Annotated in this window: 26 protein-coding genes; 8 read left to right on the top strand and 18 right to left on the bottom strand. The window is 35.1% G+C overall.

Annotated elements, in window-relative coordinates; translation table 11 throughout:
• Positions 1 to 16 precede the first annotated feature (16 nt).
• Genes ACTRXI_RS15795 through ACTRXI_RS15780 form a run of 4 tightly spaced genes read right to left on the bottom strand, consistent with a single transcriptional unit; the run spans position 17 to position 3,994 of the window.
• Complete coding sequence (locus ACTRXI_RS15795; RefSeq protein WP_474264138.1) at positions 17 to 238, bottom strand: hypothetical protein; 222 nt, start codon at positions 236 to 238, stop codon at positions 17 to 19.
• A gap of 16 nt (positions 239 to 254) precedes the next feature.
• Positions 255 to 1,343: a conjugal transfer protein gene (locus ACTRXI_RS15790; protein ID WP_474264136.1), complete on the bottom strand. Its 1,089-nt coding sequence runs from the start codon at positions 1,341 to 1,343 to the stop codon at positions 255 to 257.
• The gene (locus tag ACTRXI_RS15785) at positions 1,327 to 3,303 is read right to left on the bottom strand and encodes a type IV secretory system conjugative DNA transfer family protein (protein WP_474264134.1); all 1,977 of its coding nucleotides are present in this window, start codon (positions 3,301 to 3,303) and stop codon (positions 1,327 to 1,329) included. Before ACTRXI_RS15785 ends, ACTRXI_RS15790 begins: the two co-directional genes overlap by 17 nt.
• Positions 3,293 to 3,994: a hypothetical protein gene (locus ACTRXI_RS15780; protein WP_474264132.1), complete on the bottom strand. Its 702-nt coding sequence runs from the start codon at positions 3,992 to 3,994 to the stop codon at positions 3,293 to 3,295. The genes ACTRXI_RS15785 and ACTRXI_RS15780 overlap by 11 nt, the downstream gene beginning before the upstream one ends.
• 1,975 nt (positions 3,995 to 5,969) lie before the next feature.
• Between ACTRXI_RS15780 and ACTRXI_RS15775 the strand changes: the two genes are divergently transcribed.
• The 3 genes from ACTRXI_RS15775 (at position 5,970) to ACTRXI_RS15765 (ending at position 8,291) form a co-directional block, all read left to right on the top strand.
• A complete protein-coding gene (locus ACTRXI_RS15775) occupies positions 5,970 to 7,106 on the top strand; it encodes a ParM/StbA family protein (RefSeq protein WP_474264130.1) in 1,137 nt (378 codons plus the stop codon).
• Positions 7,107 to 7,112: 6 nt separating this feature from the next.
• Positions 7,113 to 7,547 (top strand): hypothetical protein, encoded by a 435-nt coding sequence (locus tag ACTRXI_RS15770; RefSeq protein ID WP_474264128.1) that lies wholly within the window; start codon positions 7,113 to 7,115, stop codon positions 7,545 to 7,547.
• Positions 7,548 to 7,778: 231 nt separating this feature from the next.
• Positions 7,779 to 8,291, top strand: coding sequence for a MerR family transcriptional regulator (locus tag ACTRXI_RS15765; RefSeq protein WP_474264126.1), 513 nt, complete (start codon positions 7,779 to 7,781; stop codon positions 8,289 to 8,291).
• A 40-nt stretch (positions 8,292 to 8,331) separates the two neighbouring features.
• On the opposite strand, the gene ACTRXI_RS15760 is transcribed toward ACTRXI_RS15765, so the two are convergent.
• Both ACTRXI_RS15760 and ACTRXI_RS15755 read right to left on the bottom strand, forming a co-directional pair.
• Positions 8,332 to 9,132 carry a hypothetical protein gene (locus ACTRXI_RS15760; protein WP_474264124.1) on the bottom strand — a complete coding sequence of 267 codons (801 nt, stop codon included), beginning with the start codon at positions 9,130 to 9,132 and terminating at the stop codon, positions 8,332 to 8,334.
• A 12-nt stretch (positions 9,133 to 9,144) separates the two neighbouring features.
• Positions 9,145 to 9,507 carry a hypothetical protein gene (locus tag ACTRXI_RS15755; RefSeq protein ID WP_474264122.1) on the bottom strand — a complete coding sequence of 121 codons (363 nt, stop codon included), beginning with the start codon at positions 9,505 to 9,507 and terminating at the stop codon, positions 9,145 to 9,147.
• A gap of 222 nt (positions 9,508 to 9,729) precedes the next feature.
• On the opposite strand from ACTRXI_RS15755, the gene ACTRXI_RS15750 reads away from it, so the two are divergent.
• The 4 genes from ACTRXI_RS15750 (at position 9,730) to ACTRXI_RS15735 (ending at position 12,580) form a co-directional block, all read left to right on the top strand.
• The gene (locus tag ACTRXI_RS15750) at positions 9,730 to 10,953 is read left to right on the top strand and encodes a DNA polymerase IV (RefSeq protein ID WP_474264120.1); all 1,224 of its coding nucleotides are present in this window, start codon (positions 9,730 to 9,732) and stop codon (positions 10,951 to 10,953) included.
• The gene (locus tag ACTRXI_RS15745) at positions 10,950 to 11,186 is read left to right on the top strand and encodes a helix-turn-helix domain-containing protein (protein ID WP_474264118.1); all 237 of its coding nucleotides are present in this window, start codon (positions 10,950 to 10,952) and stop codon (positions 11,184 to 11,186) included. The genes ACTRXI_RS15750 and ACTRXI_RS15745 overlap by 4 nt, the downstream gene beginning before the upstream one ends.
• A gap of 315 nt (positions 11,187 to 11,501) precedes the next feature.
• The gene (locus ACTRXI_RS15740) at positions 11,502 to 11,945 is read left to right on the top strand and encodes an Lrp/AsnC family transcriptional regulator (protein ID WP_474264116.1); all 444 of its coding nucleotides are present in this window, start codon (positions 11,502 to 11,504) and stop codon (positions 11,943 to 11,945) included.
• 107 nt (positions 11,946 to 12,052) lie between these two features.
• Entirely contained in the window at positions 12,053 to 12,580 is a 528-nt protein-coding gene (locus ACTRXI_RS15735) for a hypothetical protein (RefSeq protein WP_474264114.1), read from the top strand.
• A 192-nt stretch (positions 12,581 to 12,772) separates the two neighbouring features.
• Here the strand turns inward: ACTRXI_RS15735 and ACTRXI_RS15730 are convergent, their stop codons facing one another.
• From ACTRXI_RS15730 to ACTRXI_RS15710, 5 genes are all read right to left on the bottom strand, one after another.
• The gene (locus tag ACTRXI_RS15730) at positions 12,773 to 13,270 is read right to left on the bottom strand and encodes a hypothetical protein (protein WP_474264112.1); all 498 of its coding nucleotides are present in this window, start codon (positions 13,268 to 13,270) and stop codon (positions 12,773 to 12,775) included.
• Positions 13,271 to 13,418: 148 nt separating this feature from the next.
• Positions 13,419 to 13,868 carry a JAB domain-containing protein gene (locus tag ACTRXI_RS15725; protein ID WP_474264110.1) on the bottom strand — a complete coding sequence of 150 codons (450 nt, stop codon included), beginning with the start codon at positions 13,866 to 13,868 and terminating at the stop codon, positions 13,419 to 13,421.
• 76 nt (positions 13,869 to 13,944) lie between these two features.
• Positions 13,945 to 14,613, bottom strand: a complete 669-nt coding sequence (locus ACTRXI_RS15720) for a hypothetical protein (protein ID WP_474264108.1) — start codon at positions 14,611 to 14,613, stop codon at positions 13,945 to 13,947.
• 947 nt (positions 14,614 to 15,560) lie between these two features.
• Positions 15,561 to 16,730, bottom strand: coding sequence for an HNH endonuclease family protein (locus ACTRXI_RS15715; RefSeq protein ID WP_474264106.1), 1,170 nt, complete (start codon positions 16,728 to 16,730; stop codon positions 15,561 to 15,563).
• A 13-nt stretch (positions 16,731 to 16,743) separates the two neighbouring features.
• Entirely contained in the window at positions 16,744 to 17,868 is a 1,125-nt protein-coding gene (locus tag ACTRXI_RS15710; protein WP_474264104.1) for an adenine-specific methyltransferase EcoRI family protein, read from the bottom strand.
• Between the two features lie 334 nt (positions 17,869 to 18,202).
• Here ACTRXI_RS15710 and ACTRXI_RS15705 point away from each other — a divergent pair, with 334 nt between their 5' ends.
• Positions 18,203 to 18,361, top strand: a complete 159-nt coding sequence (locus ACTRXI_RS15705; RefSeq protein WP_474264102.1) for a hypothetical protein — start codon at positions 18,203 to 18,205, stop codon at positions 18,359 to 18,361.
• Between the two features lie 150 nt (positions 18,362 to 18,511).
• Here the strand turns inward: ACTRXI_RS15705 and ACTRXI_RS15700 are convergent, their stop codons facing one another.
• The 7 genes from ACTRXI_RS15700 to ACTRXI_RS15670 all read right to left on the bottom strand — a co-directional run.
• Positions 18,512 to 18,682, bottom strand: coding sequence for a hypothetical protein (locus ACTRXI_RS15700; protein ID WP_474264100.1), 171 nt, complete (start codon positions 18,680 to 18,682; stop codon positions 18,512 to 18,514).
• A gap of 16 nt (positions 18,683 to 18,698) precedes the next feature.
• Complete coding sequence (locus ACTRXI_RS15695; RefSeq protein ID WP_474264098.1) at positions 18,699 to 19,319, bottom strand: recombinase family protein; 621 nt, start codon at positions 19,317 to 19,319, stop codon at positions 18,699 to 18,701.
• Between the two features lie 159 nt (positions 19,320 to 19,478).
• Complete coding sequence (locus tag ACTRXI_RS15690; protein ID WP_474264096.1) at positions 19,479 to 19,760, bottom strand: hypothetical protein; 282 nt, start codon at positions 19,758 to 19,760, stop codon at positions 19,479 to 19,481.
• A gap of 135 nt (positions 19,761 to 19,895) precedes the next feature.
• Positions 19,896 to 20,657, bottom strand: coding sequence for an adenylate/guanylate cyclase domain-containing protein (locus ACTRXI_RS15685; RefSeq protein ID WP_474264094.1), 762 nt, complete (start codon positions 20,655 to 20,657; stop codon positions 19,896 to 19,898).
• A gap of 2 nt (positions 20,658 to 20,659) precedes the next feature.
• Positions 20,660 to 21,217, bottom strand: coding sequence for a Pycsar system effector family protein (locus ACTRXI_RS15680; protein ID WP_474264092.1), 558 nt, complete (start codon positions 21,215 to 21,217; stop codon positions 20,660 to 20,662).
• 5 nt (positions 21,218 to 21,222) lie between these two features.
• On the bottom strand, positions 21,223 to 21,435 hold the full coding sequence (locus tag ACTRXI_RS15675) for a hypothetical protein (protein WP_474264090.1): 213 nt from the start codon (positions 21,433 to 21,435) through the stop codon (positions 21,223 to 21,225).
• A gap of 103 nt (positions 21,436 to 21,538) precedes the next feature.
• On the bottom strand, positions 21,539 to 21,806 hold a 268-nt coding region (locus tag ACTRXI_RS15670), incomplete at its 5' end, for a hypothetical protein (protein ID WP_474264088.1).

Genomic DNA, 21,806 nt, shown 5'->3' with positions numbered 1-21,806 from the left:
GCACTAACGATTGCTTTTAACCAAAGATAGCTTCTCCAATGGATTGAGCAACACTTTCAATTTCTGTACCAAAGAGAACAACAATCAAGCAGCAAATGCCTAATGTTAACCCACTGAAAAACGAACCCCAGTCTTCACGAATATAAGCAATAACCGCCCGGACTGCCATGATAATAAATACAATGAACGCAATTTGACTAACAATATTATTTGATATTTCTTGAAGATCAAAATTCAATTTGCTCACTCCTTAATTAATTAATAGATTCAACGAATAATTCTCCATTTTCTTGTGTTAGCTTCAGGTCATATTCAAATGTGCTTATAACTTCTGTACCTTCATCTTCATAATCTACGCTTGCTCGTATTCGATAAGAACCATCATCTGTTTGAACAGCTTCTTGAACATCTACATTCTGCAGAATCATATTATTTAGACCATTCTCATTTGAAAGAAATTGAAGGGTTTCTTTTGACTGACCGTAAGCGTCAAAAAACTCATTCAAAAAGCTCTCAATAGCATTTTCCTCACTTCCACTAACAGAATCTCCATTTAAATTTTCTTCTTCATATTGCATGGCCTGTTGCATGTTTCTGTCTGTCATTGATGGAGCGTCAGCAATGGCAAAACCTTCACCATTCGTTACTACGGGAACCACTATTTCAGCACTTTTGCGTTGAGTATTTTCTTTTTCCTCATTGTCGCTATCATCTTCAGAACCTTCTTCCGAATCATCTTCGGAATCATCACCAGAGCCTTCTTCTTGTTCGGTATAAGTCGTGATCGTATAATTTGCTCTTAAATGAATATCAGCTCGGTCTTGATCCTCTGTTTCAACTTCTATTAGATCAACTGAAGTTAATTCTCGGCTTCCATCAAAAGAACCCAAATCTTCCAGGTCGTTAATATTAAAGTTTTGAACAAAGTACCCTTCTAGCTCATCTGTTCTTTTGCTTCGCTCTTCCGAATCACGAGGAACATTATAGTAAGTTTCGGTAAAGTCTTTCGCAAATATAGTAGTCGCTTCACTTTCAATCATATTATTGGATTGACTGCTTTTAAGTTCTTCATCAATACGTGCTTCAGCGTCTGAAACGTTATCTCGTACACTTTTCATATTACTGAAGTGAATAATATTGAAAATTAAACTTAGAGCAATAACAGAAAATACAATGAACGCTGCTAGTCGCTTTGTTTTATTTTTGGAAAAGGCTACGGAACGTTGAGAAGCTTCACCTCCTTTTACTTTAGGCTGTTTCTTTTCTTTTTTATCTGATCGGAAAAGACCTTTGAAGCCTTCTTCACGTTTTTTGTCTTTAAATGCTTTAATGGCTTTCTTCATTCAAACCTTTTCCTCCTAACCCAATTAATGGATACCTTGCGTAAACAAAATCCGGGCTTATCTCTTCGGAAGTAGCTTTTCGATGAATTACAAATTTGCCCTGGCGTAAAGCACGTATTTCATCAGGATTAATCTTATATTTATCTACGTTCCGAACCGTCCCGGCTTTTTGACGATACTCTATACTATTCATTGGATTATCTTGCTTTTCCGTTGTCGTAGTTAAATCAACGTCTTTATAAGTTCCAATGTTATCAATCCAAGTTTGGATTTCTTTATTGTTATTAGTCTGGCCGATCATGTGAGTATTCGTGTTACCAATAATTTGATCTGGTAATGTTGGATCTACTTTTTCTAAATCAGATAATGTTTGAGTAGCTATGCAGCAATGAAAACCTGCTGAACGAGATTTATTAACAGAATCTACGATTTTATCGTTGGCGTAAGTACCAAACTCATCATAAATGGCTAAAAACGGATTGTCTTTTTGACCTGTTCGATTCCTTACGGACACAAGATAGTTAATATCAAGAATTAAAAACCTAGCAACTTTACGAATAAAATCGTCATAAATCGTTCCATCAAAACTAACAAAGACTGCCTCTCTTTGATCGCTGGCTTGCACTAAATCCAACCCGTCTTCTTTTTCTTCAAATAAATGCCCCAACTCACTATCTAACAATAAATAGATTTGAGTACGAACAGAAGAAGCGTTCGCGAATAAATAATCTTCGCCTTGATCTGTTTCTTTATACCGTTCAAAAAGACGGTTTTTGTGTTTTTGAGCACGCTCACTAAGCACACGTTTCTTCTTTGGTTCAGGTTCTTTTTTTTCCGTTTCTTCTTCTTCAGCTTCCTGATTTTCTTCTGAAGCTTCTTGATAGTTTGTTTGTACAACTTCAAATTTAGGTTTTTCTTTTTTAACTTCTTCTGAATGGGTTTCCTGTTCTTCTTGAATCACTTCAACCATATCTTCATAAAGCACATTTTTTATTTCTTGCGGATTTAAGAACTTTGCAAATGTGTGTAAGTCTCTTTTATATCCATAGTCATCTATAAACTGGATCAAAGCATTTACTAAAGCATTGGAAATCTCGGTATAGTATTTGCTCTCAGTTTCTACTAAATTTTGAAGCTTATCAGTAATAACAGTAGAGTTTCCATGCTTCAATGGATTGTAAGTAACATTATTTTGATCAGAAAATACTTTTAACTTTTTATTATGAGCTTTAGTGATCGTCTCAACTTCTTGAATGGTTTCTAATGAACCTTTACCATCAATAAAGATCATCGGCATGTTTTGTCGCATGGCGTATTCAATAATATCTAACAATAGAACGGTTTTCCCGCCGCCCGTGGTTGCGACAGCCAACATATGATGGTTTAATTCTTTAAAATCTATATGATACGGCTTTCCTTTTTCGTTAATACCGATAAGTAATTTCTCAACAGGAGTTTTTTCTCTCCATTTCTTTTGTACTTTTTCATTGATCGTATTTTTCTTTTTTTGCACTTTTTTATATTCAACTGAATTTTTAAACTGAACTCTTTCATCTTCAATAGAGTTAACTTTTTTCTTTCTGACATAATCAGTATAAATAGATAAACCTAGTGCCGGAATGAAACCCCCTGTGATGTACATGAGAATAGATTGCGAACTGAATGTTAATGAGTGACTAATCAAACGTTCCAACCAGCCAAATTCAAAAGGCATGATCTCATAAATACCTAAGTACATATACGGTGACGAATACACCAAAAAACCGAAAATCACAGCTCCTATAAGTGTAATAATTCCTTGAATTGAACGTTTATTGATAAATCTCAATAAAATTAATAATGGTATAGCAAAAATAATCAATGGAAGTAAAAGCAATGCCCCTGCAATAATAGCTCCAGCAAAGCCCAAATCTTTAGCTAATTTTCTATTTTGTTCTAAATCATAACGTTCACTCGACATGGCCTATCACATTCTCCAGTGGTTCAAATTGTAAATTCTGTGGAGACATATTAACTTGTTCTGCAACACTCATTACTTTATTTAGAATCTCTTCGTTTTTAAAAATATAACGTATGTGCGTATAGATTCCGTCTGAAAGAGCATTTTTATATAACTCAAACTTTCGTTCATATCTGCTTCTCGACTTAGAATTTAACTCAACCTCACAAGCCATCTTTAAACCATCTTCTTCCCAAACAAAATCAGGAATTCGATTCGGAACTTGGTTCAGCACTTTAGACTTTTTACGATCATCACTAGGTAGACTATCCAAAAATGCTTTTCTCAATTCCCTTTCTGTTGTAAAAGAATATTCTTTCCCATTTTTTCTTGCATGTTTCATATAAACTAATAAAACATTATTCATTTGCAACGTATGGTTTAACTCCCTATAATTCACTTTCGTAATCGTAGGTAACTTAGAATCTAAATAATGACTACCTCTCGGAGCAATAGAAACCATTCCATGAATACCAATCTTTTCATAACGTATAAAACCAATATTTACTCCTGTCTTTCTAAACGCATAAACAGTCGGTGATGAAATCTCTCCTTCTAAATACTCTGCTAATTGCTTCATGCTTAATACACCAAACCGATCAATTACTTCTAAAACTCTTCGCTGCTTCTTAGACAATAATTCACTACTCATCGCTACTCCCCCTGCATATATAATCCCTCCCAACATAACATCATGCTACACTCCCTTAAAGATTCATTTTTTTAAATCTATACAAACACATTTTTTAAATCCATTACTACATAACCAAAAATACTTCTAAAATTCTAACCCTTAAATCCTCTTTCCATAACTAATCCTTAACAATAAACACCTGGAACTCCTTTTTCTCTATCTCTTGACCTTATCTCTTGACCCTATCCCTTGACCCTATCCCTTGACCTTATCTCTTGACCCTATCCCTTGACCCTATCTCTTGACCCTATCTCTTGACCCTATCTCTTGACCCTATCTCTTGACCCTATCTCTTGACCTCCACCTCCTTCTTCCTACACATAAACTTAAATCTACAAAACACAAAACAACAAAATTAAAACTAATTAATTTCCAATTCTCATAAATCATCTAACCCAAAATCAAAACACAAATGCCAACCACTCAGCCCCATTCAGTGAGCCGCCGCCCTGACCACCCACACTATGATGTTCAGTGTGGGTGGTCAGGGCGAAAAACGATGAAATCGTATTTTAGGCGAACGAAAAAACACGGCTGAGTGGTTGGCAAATAAGTGTTTAACTTGAAACCTAGTTTAAATCTTTGAAATTGGAAATTAAAGACCTTTTTAATACTTTTTTAAGTTTATGAGCAAAATAATCTAAAAGTCATGTTCCAGTAAAAACCATGAAAGAAAACAATAGGTAACTAAATACCTATATATTTTTTCCAGTTTTGATGGGTTAGAAACTATTGTAAAACCTTGATAGATTTAAAAAATGATTTAGCTGGGACTGTTTAATTTTTAGTAGTAAACCAAACATTCATTATTATTCAAACATTGATTTACTTCTTCAAGGCTGTTCTTTAATAAGTTCTTGATCGAAGAGATTAAATGATTTGATTGATTGATTTTTTATTTTATAGATTTAAGTTTTTTGAATTACTCGTTTTAAGCTATGTATCATTAGTCAGTCGCTGTCATTTCCGACTTTATTTTTTTACTAGAACTTGATTTTAAGAACTGGAAATGGCTGAATGGGGAACCAGATGTGAGGACAACGGCTGGAAATTGGCGACAGTCTTCACCCCTAAAATCGAGGCAAAGACTGTCTGAAATGACTTATGGGTCTACCGAGTGTAAAGGTATCCGTTTGGTTTCTTGTCTGACGCTTCGTAGTCTTGCTGTTAAGCCTGTGAGCATATAAACGCACCGAACCCTTGTCTTCACTAGAAAAACGCTCTAGCAATCTCACAGCCCCTTCATACGCACAATGACGCATGAACACGGTCTCCAACCTTACCTTTTCCTTTATGGCTTTTATCCTCACGATATGATGTGAATTTTTCCCCAACGGCGTTTTTTAGGTACAAAACTGACCGTCTCTGCCTGGCCGATCACGAAGCAGACCAACCCGACACGCTGGACTTTTCGACATTGGCTCTAGCTCACCTGTCATCTTTAGGGCTTCACCATAGAGGGTAAGGTCATTGCTCTACGGTCATTTACAACAAAAAAGACCATGTGCAGCTAAACGCCCACACATGGCCAAAATATTTGCTTCTTATGTACTTTCAACTTGCATTTGCAGGTTATCCTTGGTATCCTACGGGTACAAGTTCTTGTGAGGTGCATGGCATTGCAAGTGGCATTGCACCTTTGTAATAAGAAGCTAGTGGCGTGTGAGATCGGACTAGCTTTTCAGAAAGGGCGTTGTTTGCAGCAACGTCCTTTCGTCTGTCTTTTTTTATATAGTTGTAAACGAATATGTATGAATACGATTTGTTGTAAGCAATCATACACTTTTTAACAAAATACGTAAACCCCCCTTTTAAGGGTTTTTTATTTAATTTATTTGGATACATTCGGATACAAATAAGGGATTAACTCTTGAAAATTTGGATACTTTTGGATACAATAATATTGTACCAATTTAAAGGAGGACGCCAAAACATGCGACTTGCAAGCGTTGACATCGGAAACGATGCCGTAAAAGCTTATACCGAAAACGTAAACCATTCTTACTACATTCCTAACGTTGTTTCTACATTAGAAGAACGCTCTATTGTAGAAATGGAGAAAAATTCTTTAGACGCATTACACGTAGAAGTATCTTCAAGTGCATTAAAAAATGTCCGCAAAGTAGCTGTTGGAAAATTAGCAAGTAAACAAAGCGTAAATGACGAACTAACGCCCGACACTGATAAAGCAAGTAGTGAACAGGCCATTATTCTTTTACTGACAACATTAGCATTAGACGCGGTAGAGAACCTTCCTGAAACGGAAGAAGATTTCATTGAAGCCAATTTCCTTTTATCTACGGGAATCCCTATGAATGAAACCAAACGTGGTTTAAATAAGGAATTTAAAAAACAATTGCGTAACGGCCAACACCAAGTTACTTTTTTAAATACACCAAACCATGAAGGAAAAACAGTACGTATTCAGTTTGAAAATGTATTAGTGAATACAGAAGGCTTTGCTGCATACATTGATCTTACTTCAGACTTTGATGGAGCGAATAAAAACGAGCATTTAATCAATAAAGACATACTGATTAATGATATAGGCGGTTTATCTACGGATAGTGCCATCATTACGAAGAATGGTGAAATTGATAACGAATATAGCGATGGCATTAAAAAAGGTGTATCCAGTAGCCTTGATAGCATTATTAAAAAAGTTTATGACAAATACCGATACAATTTTAAATCTCGAAGTGATCTTGTTTCCGTTATTACAGATAGTGACCCTGAAGAAAAAAATACAATATGGGTTAACGGCCAACCACAATCCATTAAAGAATTAGTAGACCAGGAGCTTTATACTTTAGCTCGGGAAGAATATAAAAACATTAAAGACATTTGGAGAAACGTTCCAAACCTAAGAGCAGCTTATAATATCGGTGGCGGCTCTTTAGTGTTAAAACCATATTTGATAGAACTAAACCGTGAAGATTCTAATTTCCCAATGGAATTTGCTTCACTAAATGATGGCGTTTGGATGATCGCTAGAGCTTATTTTAAGATCCTACTCATGTACTGCAAACAAAAAGGTATTAGTGTCGATGAAGCTATAACAACTGGGTGATGATAAATGGATGAAAATAAAAAAAGAGAAATAAAACCCCAAGATAAAATTCAATTTCGTGTGCTGGATGATGTAGAACCACACATTTTAAATGAGCTTTCCATCATGTATCGAAAACATGGAAGGAAATTCAGCCAAGTCATTGCTAAAATGGTATATGAACAAGTAGAAATTGAACGTTTGGAAAGAAAACAAAAAAAAGTCGTATTTCAACTTCCTTCAGAAGCAACTACGGAAGAACGAAAAGCTATCAGAAAATCGGAAGAACTTCAGAACATCATAGGAAAATTCGCATTACAGCTTTATAGAAATCCAAGTTTAATGTATGGAAATCAAGAACAATCAGTAAAGGCTTCAGACGAATCTAAACAAGAAACGTATCAAGAAAATGAACGAATTAATAATTTTGCTTCAAATTTTCTAGACTTAGATGATGATTAAAAGAAAGCTCTGTATTCAGAGCTTTCTTTTTTAATTTAATTGCTATTTTCCTTTTATATCAGTATTTAAAAGCGTTTCAAAGAGTTTCGCAATTTCACAACGTTATGACGACGACGATTGACAACGTACTAAAAACTTTTAAAAACATATAATGACATACAGCAACAGACGCTATTTAATGTCATAATAAAAGTACGAGGAAAAACAACAATGAGAGAGGGGGGCATTCACATGCAAGATTTTGAAAAGCAGCATTATACGCTTCAACAAATAGCAGATAATATGGGAAGATCACGTAGTACCTTAAATGAATGGAGAAAACGATTTGATTCTTACATTCCATCTGTCGGCCAGGGCAGACAGCGTAGATACAAAAGAGAAGCCTTAAATATTTTTGAAGCTATCGCAAGACTTAAAGACGCCAATGAAACGAACGATCAAATTAAAGAATACTTAGATCAAATAACAGATGAAATTATCATAGAAGATAAACCCGCCGAAAGTGATTCTCCACCTCCTTTATTACGTCAAATGTTCGACAGTTATAATGAGCTTTTAGATCAAAATGAAGAAATGAGAAATCAAATGCAACAAATGCAAGAAGAGCAACAAGCTTCTAAAAATAGAGAAGAACTTTTATTACAAAAACTCGATTCACTAACGACAAAATTCGATGAAAAAGAAGCACAAGAAAGTCAGGAAGAAGAAAAAAAATCATTTTGGCAAAAATTATTTGGTGGTTAAAAATAATACAACGTAAAACACCCAGCACTGGCTTACTTAGTCAGTTGCTGGGTGTTTTTGTTTTTCGCATTTTTAACATTTCTTCAAATTGAGATTTATGATCTTTGGTTTCTTGCGAATTGCTAGAACCATTATTTGTTTCAGTATTTCTTTTAGAAGCTTTTTCTTCATCATCAAGCCATTTAGGTACAATATCTTTTTTATTATTTGCTTCTGCAGAATAACTACTATTCATTTGCTTTAATTTATTATTAACTCCTGTCGTTAATACGGCTTTAATTTGTTTAATCGTACCGTTCGTTTTTGCTAAACAAAAATCAATCACACTTGCATAAGCTTCTTCTGTTAGCAAATGTTTATGATACTCATAGTGTTCTTCAATATCCTTTATTTTGATATTATCTTTTTCTAACCTATCATTATGCTTCAATACTGCTCTTTGAATGAGCGTTGGTAATTTCATGGAATTAATACCTTGTTCAGTGCTATTGGTAGTGAAATGTCTTGTATTTTCATTAATCGGATTATTATTAGATTCTTCGATAAACATAATCTCACATGTATGATCTTTAAACGAAAACTCTATTAAACCAAAGTGCTTCAATTCAACTAATGCTTGGTTTAAATAATCTCTTGAAGTTTGAAATACTTCTTCCAGTTCATTCATAGCTGAAACTACTTGAAGAGATGATAGTTCCTGGCGAAAAGTATAAAGCTTTGCAGCTTCTCTTAAAAGGCTATATACATACTTGCCTGTAATACTGATGTTAGAATAAGGCTCTTTTTTAATCATAAATGAAGCAACTTGTACATTTTCAATAAAAGGTAATAGGTTTTTCATCTTTATCTCTCCTTATTCTTCTTTTTGATTCATAATTGCTTGGCCTAAGAAACGAATATAATGAAGCAAATCTCCATTTCTATCTTCAATACTTCTAAAATGTCTTTCTATCAAAGCTTTTTCTTCAATGCTAGTTTTTTCTATATGATCTAATACTTCTTGGACTGTCATATCATGCTTTCCCCCATGACAATCCAACACAATAAACGTCTCTTCTACTAATCCTTTATTTTCAATAACTCTACGAAAGACGGGTTTTCTTGTCATTGTATTCTCCTTTTCTTCGTGAAAATAAAAATCGTCCAGGGCAATATGATTAGAGATACCATGCTCTTGTTTAACTTGTTGAAGTAAAGAAAGTTGAGAACGTATCATTTATACCCCTCCTTTTAGGTTAAAAGATAAAAGTACCTAAAAAGAATAAAAAATTTAAATAGCTTTCACTATATTCTAATTTGACTTACAAATAGTGTATCAAAAAGAATCTTTAAGTACAAGTACCTAAAGATAAAAAGATATTTTTGTTTACGGTGATGTTTAAATGGGAACAAAGGTTCTATAATTGAGGTGAACAATAGAAGAAAGGGGGAACAAAGAATGAAACGTGTTGTTTTCTTAATTGATATGCAAAGCTTCTACGTTTCCGTGGAAAAGGTTTTTTATCCTAAATTAGAGCATAAACCAGTGGTGGTTGCTGGAGACCCTGAACGTAGAAGTGGGGTTATTCTTGCTGCATGTCCAATAGCTAAAAGCTATGGTATTAAAACTGCTGAAACATTGGGGGAAGCTCAAAGTAAATGCGAAAACTTGTGTGTTATAAAACCACGTATGCAGCTTTACATAGAGGTATCCATCAAGATTAACGAGCTGCTGCTAACGTACACGCCACTTGTAGAACCATTTTCCATTGATGAATCCTTTATAGATTTGACTGGAACAGTTCATCAAGCAACTCCGGAACAAACAGCAAAACGAATACAAAGAGAAATCGAACGTCATTTTGGTATTTATGCTCGTTTTGGCATTGGAGAAAATAAAATTTTGGCGAAAAGTGCTTGTGATCTTCAAGCAAAAAAGCGAAAAGGCGGTATATTTACACTTCATAAAGCGAATTTAGAACAAGATTTTTGGCGATTTCCGATTGAAGAACTTTTTGGTGTCGGGTCACGCATGGAAAAACACTTTCGACAGACGGGCATACGAAAAATCGGACATTTAGCCTGTTATCCAGTGGAAGAGCTTCAAAAACGTTGGGGCATTAATGGAGAGTTATTATGGCAACATGCTAATGGTATTGATCCTTCTCCTGTTAATCCAGACACACACCAAGAAAAGAAAAGTGTTGGTCATGGTATGACCCTGCCTAAAGACTACACACAACGAAAAGATATATTAATCGTTGTAAGGGAACTAGCCGAAGAAGTGGCCCGAAGAACTCGCTCTGAACGATTAATAGGTCATCAAGTATCAATGGGGGTAAGAGGGACGTATGATGTGCCTGTCGGCTTTTCGCGTCAACGTATGCTGGATATGCCTACCAATGATGGAAAAGTAATTTATCAAGCTTGTAAAACGTTGTTTGATCGGTATTGGTCACGCACGCCCATTAGAAGCATAGGTATTTCTTTAGAAAAAGTCGAACCGGATACGCATAGACAACTTAGTTTATTTGATGAAATCGAAGATCGCCAAGAACTCAATCAAACAGTTGATTCGTTAAAAAATCGGTATGGTACACATATTATTATGTATGCTTCTTCTTTAACTGATGCTGGCCAAGCTCAGGAACGAGCAAAAAAAATTGGAGGTCATTATAAATGAACAAAATTATACGTAATGCTCGCCCCCCTCATTACATTGGAGAGTTGCTTTATCAAGCTCGAACATCAAAAGACTTAACCATAAAAGATGTTTGTACCCTTTGTATGTTGTCTAAGCCCTTCTATGAAGCTTATGAGACAAATCGTGTACCGAACATCGATTTTAGAGAAGCAGAAGCCTTAGCCACGCTGTTAGACCTTTCTCTCAATGATCTAATGAACCCGTTTGACTAAATATAACTAGAATAATTTCAAACCATAGAATAGAGTTAACAGCTATATATAATAAATAATAAAAAGATAAAAAAAAAGCCAACCTTCAAGGTTGGCAAATTCATACATAACAGGGGTTGTAAAAAGTTATAAGGGGATGCTTGGAAGATGTTCTGTTTTCAACGTATCATAAACCATTTTATATTCATAACAATAATTACCTATTGAAAGAAAAAATAGAAATTTGTCATTGAATATTTCATTTTTTCTTTTGTATAATATAGGTATTTTATAGCAATTCTCATTATCAAGGCACATCATAAGGAGGCCCCGACCATGCCAACACTCGATTCTACCGATTGGGCCATTTTACGTGCCTTGCAAAACAACGCTAAAGAATCGTATTCCCTCATTGCCCGAACCTTAAATATCAGCGAAGGAACGGTTCGCTCCCGTATTCGCAAAATGATTGATACCGAGGTTTTTGACTTTATTGTTCATACCGACCCGAAAAAAATCGGTTTAGATGTGCAGGCGATCATTGGTATTAATACCCGGCTCGGCCACCAACATCAAGTAGCTCTTCAACTCCAAACCTTTGAAGCTGTACGTTTTGTCGGAGCCTTTTCCGGTAATCACGATCTAATGATTCAAGCCTATTTTTCGACCAACGATGATTTGGTTTCGTTTATCAATGCCGATTTAGCCGCCATCGAAGGCATTTTAGATGTTGATGTCAATGTAGAGCTAAAGCAGTACAAAGACAGTTTTTCCTATTAAGAACGTAAGCATGTCATTATTTTTACTTTTATATCAATTTATGGTTTTCATTTCCTTTCCTTTTCGTTATACTAAAGCAACATTTTCGAAAAGGGGGGAGAGAGCGTATGAAGATGCTCACCACAACTATTTCCAGTCTCTTACTTGCGTCCGTGGTTTCGGTGACCTTAGAAAAACCAGCCGAAGCCGCCCATGTAGCCGTTATTGGCGGCTCCAGCCTGAATGTCCAACCAATGATGCAAGAAACAACTACCAATGGCGAACACGCCCTGCGTACCGAAAGCTATATTTCGGAAGATCAACGGCGGCCATGTGGCACAACCGAGTGCCGCACGATTTTTCAGCAGTATCATGACCGTATGAATGAGATTTTTAACCAAACCGATCATGTTCTGACGTTTGATGCCTTTGAACAGTCTCTTGTCTACCACTTGCCAAATGGCGATTATTATATCGTTTCCAATTACACCAATGAAGTGAATGGTAACTATCGCCACATCGAAGTGATTTTGCACCAAAGTCTTGATTACGTGCAGGATATGTATATCGAAACGGACGCCGCTTCTTCATACGACTCTCCGATGGTCTTGGGAGATAACCGGTGGGCAAGAAATACCGGCCAGGGCGAAGAATAATCACTCATACCGAAGAAAAGCCGTCTCCTTGTAGAAATGGAGACGGCTTTTCTCTTTTTCATTTTTTAATTGTTATTTGAATAAAAAGAACGAACCCTTAAAAGATTCGTTCTTCCCACTATGATAAATCTAAAGGGAATAGGTAGAAGAAAAGTGTCCTTTCCTATTCCTCTACATATTAGCATAAGCAAGTTATTCAGAGAAATAATTCCCTTTGTTTGATAAGCGTTGGCTGGCATATTGATAAAGTGTTTCTTTCAACCAGTAATTCGTATTCGACACCGTAAGATCCGGTTTTGGAAAAGTATCTCTTTGAACATATACACTCACTTTTCCTCTAGTAAATGGTACACCTTGCTCTGTTAGATAACGTGCAGCTTCTGATTGATTCATATAAGAACCATACATTGGTGTCTCTCCATCAAGGTATGAACTATTATCCGTATCAGTCTGAAGTACATACGTAGAAGTATGGAAAAAATATTCGATTGCTTTAATACCCGTTTTCATATCAGAAATATTAGAGCTATTATAAAGCTCTTTTAGATCAAATGATTTTTCACTAGGATTTTCAAAAAACAAACATAGATTATATAGCATAGGTGCTGAAGAAGGTGCTTCCGAATTTAGAAAATAATTTTTTATGTCTGGGCGTTGTTCAATAACCCAATTCGTTGCAGCTGTCGGCATGAATATCCCTCCCTGTTTGTTATTTCAATAAAAGAAAAAACAATGTTTTTTCTTCCTTCTAAGCTATTCTTAAATATAATATTAGTTTAATAGCCTTTGTTGACAATGTCAACAACAAGGCAAAAAATTGCCTTGTTGTTGATTAGTTTTACATTTCTCCTTCTTGGTTCATACTGCGATAATTAAACGGTGACACAATAATGTGATCAAGCACTTCTATATCTAAAATTTCACCTGCCTTAACCAGTCGTTTCGTGGCTTTAATATCTTCCGGGGAAGCTGTGAGATCAAATGAAGGGTGCTGATGAGCTACGATGATTGCCGCCGAATTGTTTAATATAGCTGATTTGAACACTTCTCTAGGGTTAACGATGGCTTGATTTAAAGCCCCCACATGGCAACGATGAACAGCAACCACTTGATTTTTAGTATTAACACAAATCACGAAAAAGATTTCTCGGTCTTCCTCAGCAATATAAGGTTTTGCTAGTTCCCAAGCGTCCTGGGGGCTTTTGATGGTGTTATTCGTTGGGGCGTACTCTTTCGGTACGTCTTTTACTTCCTGTTTAATACGAATGATTTCATAAATTGGCTCCATGTTTACTACTTCCTTTCTTTTTATCGTTTTGAATGTTGAAGATCATAGGGAACGGCTGGCCGTTCCCTTTTCAGATTTACACGGCGATGTATAAGGTTTTGTAATCGAAATGATGGCAGTTAACGCTTAATTTGATATGCTTGTCGTTTTCTTCATCAACATGCACCCACCAACCGGAAGGGGATTCTGTTAATTCTTTCGCAAAAGAATAAAGAGGGATAGGAGCTTTCGAGCGAAAATTAACGGCGTTATCGTAGGCGTAATCATCTGTTAAAACCATGTCCGTGTGTCCTTGCTCTACCTGCCCCGCCATTATTGCTTTAGCTACTTTGGGTACTGTCCACTTAGAAGCCGTGTTTACTTTGCTAGGTTTGGCGAATGGACTAAAAATATCTTTTGCTTTGTGTTCCTTTTGGCGAATCGTGAGAAATTCATTTTCCGGCTCGGGTAATTGTTCCGGGGTGTGAAGCAATGCGGTTAATATTTCCCGGTCCGTCATATTAAGGCTTAATAAATAGTTTTCGACTGGCGGGCATTGATAATCTCGCATGTCATTTAAAAATAATGTCGTTTCGGAAACGGTTTTTCCTTGTTTCATGGCGTTGCTTATATCTCGTACTTTTAAAGCATTAACAGAACGGATCACCTGCATTTTCTCTTGTTCGATATAAACCATTTCTCCGTAAAATCTTAGTTCATCAATGCCGTATCCTTCTAATTCTTTTAAATCTTGAAATGTTTTCATGTTTTAAACTCCCTTTCTTTTTAACTAATTTTTCTTTCTTGCTTGGCAAGAAGGAAATGCAAAGCTTTTTTTGCTTTGTTGCGTAGCAATTACCGAAACCTTCTGCCGACCATCAAGGGAGCGAAGGCGTTAGCCGAAGCGTTTTTCACCAAAAGTTTTTTAGCGTCAGCGTCTCGAAAAAAGTTTTGGTGAAACACCCTTGAGGGGAGCAAACCGACTTCCGAAAAGGCTTGGTAAACAGCGACAGCGAAAACTTTGCCAAGCCTAGGCGGTTAGTCGGTTAGGTTGCGGTATATTGCCAAGCACAAAGAAAAAAATTAAAAAAGGACATGCCGCAGCATGTCCTACCTTTTTGTGCTTGTTTGGTTTTCCGTTGTCGTTTCCTCGATGAGCCAGACCCAGGAACCTACAAGGCGTTTGGCGTTAGCCAACTACGGCTTGTGGTTATCGAGGCTGGCCGAGGAAAGCGAGGGGCGATCACTTGTTTAGAAAAGGATTTTTCTTTTCTTAACGGTGATCTGCCAACCCGAAGGGCAACTCCTAAAGGATTCTGGCTAAAATCACAAAATGTATTTGCTTCTCGCTAATGAATACTATAGCTACAATATAAAGTAACTAGATAAGGGTTCCCATATTCAAATTTGTATATAGTAATTTGCAAAACGGCATTTACATAAGTCGTTATTTTATTTGAACAAAAAAAGCTTCGCACAATTCATAAAGTTTTTGCGGATTTCAAAATAGTACTTTTTTAGAAGTCATACTTTATTATTTATTTTGCCTTGGCACATCAAAAAAATTTTGATGCACGAGACAGATGTCCCCTTATTTCAACCAATTCCGCTCTTATTAATTAAAAATTCTATAGACAAGCAAGTCCACCATATATGCGCTGTCAAACGAAAAATCGCTAAATAATAGAAATTGTGCAATCAATAAATGAGAAGCTATTTATTTCCTTTTGCGCGGTTGTGAGTTTTGCACAACATCTGACAATTTTCCGCTATTGTTGCTCCACCTTTACTCCAAGCAGTAACATGGTCTGCATCCATTTCTTTAAACTTCCAAATTTTATTTTTATTTGAATCATGACCTATTGCACAAAGCGGGCAGTTTGAATCACCTTTTTTTTCTGCTTCAGCAGTTTGTTTCGAATAAACAATTTTTTGTGTAGCTTCATCAAAAACTCGTACTTCTAGTAATTTTGTATATACGGAACCCCCGAGGATATACTCAAAAATCCCTCTACGTTTTTTAATATATGGATCTCCATAAAGTTTTCTCACTTCTTCAGAAACCTTTTTTGGATCATACGAATTATTATGATATTGTTCATAAAGCCTACCCCACTCTAAACCTTTCATTTCATTTTCAACATCTATAAATACACTAGAAACCCAATCAAGAACCGTATTAAAATAAGTTTTTACCTCATTAATATTATTATCGTAGCGGTGTCGGGACATATATTCGCCAATATATCCCTTGCTTACCCAGTCAAGAGCACGTTCTAAAAAGTCCTGTCTATTTGCATTTCCTTTTATGTAAGCACTCCACTTTTGAATATTTGCATTTTGACTGTTGCTAAACTCTTCTTTACAAAGAGTAACAAAAGGACCTGAATATACAGCATTGAGTAGTTCCTGATTATTAAGAGGAACTCCGACGATATTTATTGTTTTAAACCATTCTTTTATTTCACTTTCCGTTCCCTCACATTCATAGATTAGAAGTTTTGTATCTAGAATTTTTGATTTTTTATCTGAGGCTAAGCCTCCAAAAATTTGTTCCATACCGTTCTCATCTTTAATAGCAAATTTATTTGTAACAAAACGTCCCAAACTTGTGATACGCTGTTGCCCATCCAAAACTTCAAATCTACCGTCACTAACTTTATTAAAATATATTAAACCAATTGGATATCCTTTTAGTATTGAATCAATAACTGCCACCTCTTTTTTACCACCATCGGAAGCATAAATATAATTTCTTTGGTATTCCGGTTGTATAGTAAGGTTCCCTGAAAGCCCAAATAATCCTCTACCCTCAAGCTCATTGTAAACAAAACCTTCGCATATATCTTTTACTGTAATATCTGTTCTTAATAATGTTTTCATTATGTCACACCTCCTATTTTTTATGTTTAATTAAAATTCTTTTATAAATATTTTTACCTTCTACAGAAACCGACATATTAATATTTTTATCCCAACCGACAGGTCTTCCATAGTCATAAGAACAACCAACTATTTCAAACTGATCAGGATTATATTTATCTAAAAAGGTAATTGGTACTCCCATTACGCCTTCATAATCACTAGGAATAGCATTAGTATAAGGAATTTCAATTGCATCAAAATTATCGTATTTTTTGTATCCTTTCCCCTTGATATTCTTATGAGAACTGAACTTAATATTATCACTCATGGTCATTAGTGGTAATGTCCGGTGCCTTTTACCATGATCTAAATTAGTAAACCATAGGCAATTGTTAGTGGCAACGATTCGATTACCGTCTTCATCAATTTGAGCTTCTGATCCATATAATTCATATGCTTCAGGCACAATAAAGCCGGAAATCCATCTCCCCATCCCAGTACCCAACCAGATTTTATTTTCTTTAATTAGAGGGAAAACTTCTTTATATGTAATAGCATTAATACTACTGATGATTAAAAATTTTTTATCATAATTAACAAGTTGTTTTATATACTCCCGAAACAGACTAAATGGCGGATTTGTTACTACAATGTCAGATTGTTTTAATAACGATATGGACTCATCACTACGAAAGTCGCCATCACCGTTCAATGGTCTCCATTCATTATTCTTATTTTTCTTTAACTGCAATGCAACATCCTTCAAGCTAAATTCACTATCGTCATCTATGTCACCAACTTCATTAATAATAAACTTGTTGGCAGTTACCTTAGGAAGATCGTCATTCGATTCTGTAAGATTATCATCATCACTAAACAATTTCAGTTGCGTATTAGCGACAGGAGAAGGTCTATAGCTGGTAGTAATAAGCTGTTTCAAACCAATTCTTTTAAAGTTTAAAACAAAATAACGAAAAAAGTTACTTTCATAGGGGTCATCGCAGTTACAATATACAACTTTATCTTTAAATGCATCAGGGTTGTACTCTAGATAGGCTTCAACTTCTTTTTGAATATCACTATATAATGTATAAAACTCATCACTTTTTGATTTTTTCGCCTTATGCAAGTATTTATTCGTTGCATTTCTTGCCATGTTTAATTCCTCTCTTCTGAGTTTGCAATTTGTAATAGAAATCTTGAGAATGAGCTTAAAACTTATTATAAAGAATACCATATTTTCAACCAATAAGTCTGAGTTGGCTTTTAATCTAACTTCTTATTTATGAACAATAGGTACATCTAAAATAATAAAGATTTATATAATAACACTTTCATTTCCCTACGACGGTATCGTCGATAATAATAAGAATCGGATTGGTGACGGAAGCCCGCTTCCGAGTGTCAAACAGCATCAAGCGCTAGAGCTTGAGCTTTAAGGCATAATCATTCATCTTGGTGGTGCGAAAGAATCGGGTGACCGACGAGCGATGAACGGGGTGGTTCGCAGCGTCCTGAAGGAATTTTACGCTCCCGTTGCGGTGCTCCCGGGTCCAGCCTTCCAGCAGCTTTTGCATGTGCCGGGCGGCCGGGGCCGACATAAAGAACCGAAGGTTCCATTGGTGAAAGGTATTGGCGATCCAAGATGAATAGGCTAAGGTAGACATGAGACAGAATCCTATCTCGATGGTGTTTTGGTCGATGTCATCGTACCGTATCTATGGGGATTCTGTCTCTTTTTTATCGCTAATGGAAATAATTGTTAGATCACCTGCAACATAAGACTTTGTTTATTAATTTTAAAGTAGTGGAATTGACAAAACAAAGGCTTCCATAAATCCTTTTACTAGTACATACCCTATAACAGCAACAACAGCTAATGGTAAAACAAAACGAACAAAGAAACCAATCATGGCCAAGAAAATATACACGAATACTAAACCAATAATGAAGGCTAATAATAGTTCCATTTTTTTATCCCCCAGATCAAATAGATTGAATATGCTCTTCGCTTTTCCTGTTTCTCTTGATACGTTGAATCGTGGAACGGCTGGCTTTAGTTTTTTCCGATATTTCTTGAATGGTTAACCCCTGATCGAGCATTTGAATAATAGCATAGTAAACACCACTTTTTGTTCCATCAGGGCTATAAACAGGTGGCTTTCCTTTATACTTTCCTTGTTTCAAAGCAACATCAATACCCTGCATTTGAGCATCTTTTCGGTTTTTCCATTCTTCTTCAGCAAAATGCGTTACAATCTCAATAATCAAATTAAAAACCAATTTCTCCATATTAGGCATATCCGCGAATTTTCTGGTATCAATCATCGACATGTTTCGACAAACAAAATAAATATCTTTATCCATCAGATCACGCAATTCCTCTTTCATCATATCTTTATTTCGCCCTAATCGACTGAGATCGTGAACGAACAGCGTGTCACCTTTACGGATAAACTCTTTCATTTTCATGTACTCCGTACGTTGAAAATTTGTCCCCGTAGCTTTATCTATAAAAATTTCTTCGCAACCTGCTTCTTTTAGAGAAGTAAGTTGTCGATCCAAATTTTGTTCTTTGGTACTTACTCGGGCATAACCAATATTCATTATAACCACACTCATTTTTTATAATTTTTCGTGTCCTGGATGTTCAGGGTGTTTTTGATTGAAAAAAAGGCTCCGAGAATCGCTCTGTGTTGCATTGAAAAACAAATTCACGGGCAATGACCTTCTCAATGCAACTGAGAGCTTTTCTTAGTAACCATTTTAACGGATAATAACAAGCATAACGATCTGTACAGCATAAGAAACCATTCCACCGATAAATAAACCAAAAAAGATACTTGTTCGCACACTTGATTGCTGATCGAGACTTTTAATATTTCTCATAAGGTAAAATAGTCTTTGAGGATTAATAGCTGCATAAGGAAACGTTGGAAAGGAACCAGCTATATCTTCGTACCTCTTAATTAGATGATGAACACCTATAAAAACAGCAATCATAATGAGAATAAAAATACTCGTATAAATCAGGAACTCCCATACCATTTAAACCCACCTATTTATGAATAACTCTAATGACACATAAAGCTTAAAAGAAAAAGCCCCGATATAAAGGGCTTTTATATTAATATTCTTATAAGTCAGTAGGGTATACCCTACTGACCACAAATGAAAAAGATACTAAATTTTCATACCATCTGCAATCCAATCACTAAATTCTTGCTTAATTATAGAAGCATAATAGAAAGTACCAATATTTGTATCATAACCTTCTTTATACCAACTATCTACATCTTTTTCTTTATTATTATTTCTGACGAATTGTATAGATTTTCTATAAAAGTCTTTCGACATAACAATTCGCTCTTTGACTTCCTTCTCTCCCATGCTTGATAGATTAGAAGCCTCTGAAACAGCTTTTCCAATCCAAACTAAATTATTTATACCAGAACTTTTTCTCCCAGCTTTAACAGCAAGTATTTCACCAGAAGATAATCCTATTCCCGCACTAATTGTTGGTAAATTTCGTTTCCCCAATAAATCATTTAACATTTTCATATACGTATTAATGTGAAATGCTCTATTGGAAACTTCATAAAAATCTGATTCATAAATAATAGAATAAATAGCATATACGCAATCTCCACGTATTCCTATCTCTTTCAACTCTTCACCCTCAACATTATTTTTTAACATCTCAATAATTTCTGAGGTGAATCCACGAATTACCTTAGAAACTTCAAGCTTATCATGTTTGGAAAATAGTTCAGTAGAATCTCTTAAATCCACAAAAATAGCAGCAACTTCTGTAACATAGCCATTGTTATAAGTGAAATCTTCATTTCTAGGTAATCTTTTAACTTCATTAATATCATTTGTATTATCTAATATATCTATTAGTTTGCTTTTACGTTCTTTATAATCGTAGGATAACTCTTCCATACTTAAAACCACCCATTTACAATTGATACAATACCTATTATATAAAAAATCACCGTTGATACTATTCCTATTGAAGAAGATATGACTCCATTTTTATAATGTTTGTATTTATCCTTGGCTATCCTTGCATTAACATATATTTGTGTTAGCAGATCGTCGAATTCCGTATTCCAATCACGTTCAAAAACTCTCTCCTTGTATTTATCAATTTCTAAACGTCCTATGCTCTCAAAAAAATATAAAGAATCATCAACGTTAACTTCACCGTAGGTGTTAGCTTTTAAACTTAGTGAAGGGATTAAGGCTCTTATTAAAGAATACAGGCCGTATATAAAAGCAATTCCACTAATAAAAAATAATATTTGAAAAACCCAACTGCCTAACAACATAATTAATAATTGAAAAAAATATTGGTTACCAAACAAACTTAAGAAAATTCCTATAGCACCTAAGATGATTGAGGATTTAGTGTCACAAGCTTTAATCCAGTCTAAATGACGATCTAATTGAGATTCCAAATTTTCTTTATTCAATGTTTGTTCATTGTTATGTTGGCACATGTTTTTCACTTTTCATCAGAACTTAATAAAGATTGCAGAGTTTGTTTTTCATTCTCGGTAAGTTTAGTGTCAGCATAAAGTTGTATAGAATCACGGACTAATTCATTCATTCTTCTATATTCTCTTCTTTTAATACTCATTAAAGATAAAATTAAATCTTTAGTTTCGTGATCTACTTTAATTGTTTGTTGAGCATATTCATTAGATTTAGCTACCATTTTTTTACCTCCAAATTATTATAATATCATTTTACTATATTTCTCTCTTTAGGTTCAAGTAACTAAAAAAATGCTGCTAAAATTAGCAGCATTTTTTTATAAATTAATTTTCCTTAGAACTTAAAAGATTTTCAATTGGCATTAATACTCGATCTAGGTGCTTTAAAAATTGGTCTTGACCTGTTTTCGGCCATTCAGATATTTGTATTTTCATGTTATATAACTGCATAACATTGAAACGTATTTTAACTAGGAAGCGATCAATATCTTTTAATAAACACGGGTAATGATATGGTGGGTCTAATAAGTATAATGGGAAAAAAATTTCATTACGCTTATAGCTAGAAACAATACGATGGTTGCCATCAATA

The sequence above is a fragment of the Marinococcus sp. LNHM4E3-1 genome (assembly GCF_056034405.1).
This window is presented reverse-complemented; position numbering and strand designations above follow the sequence as displayed.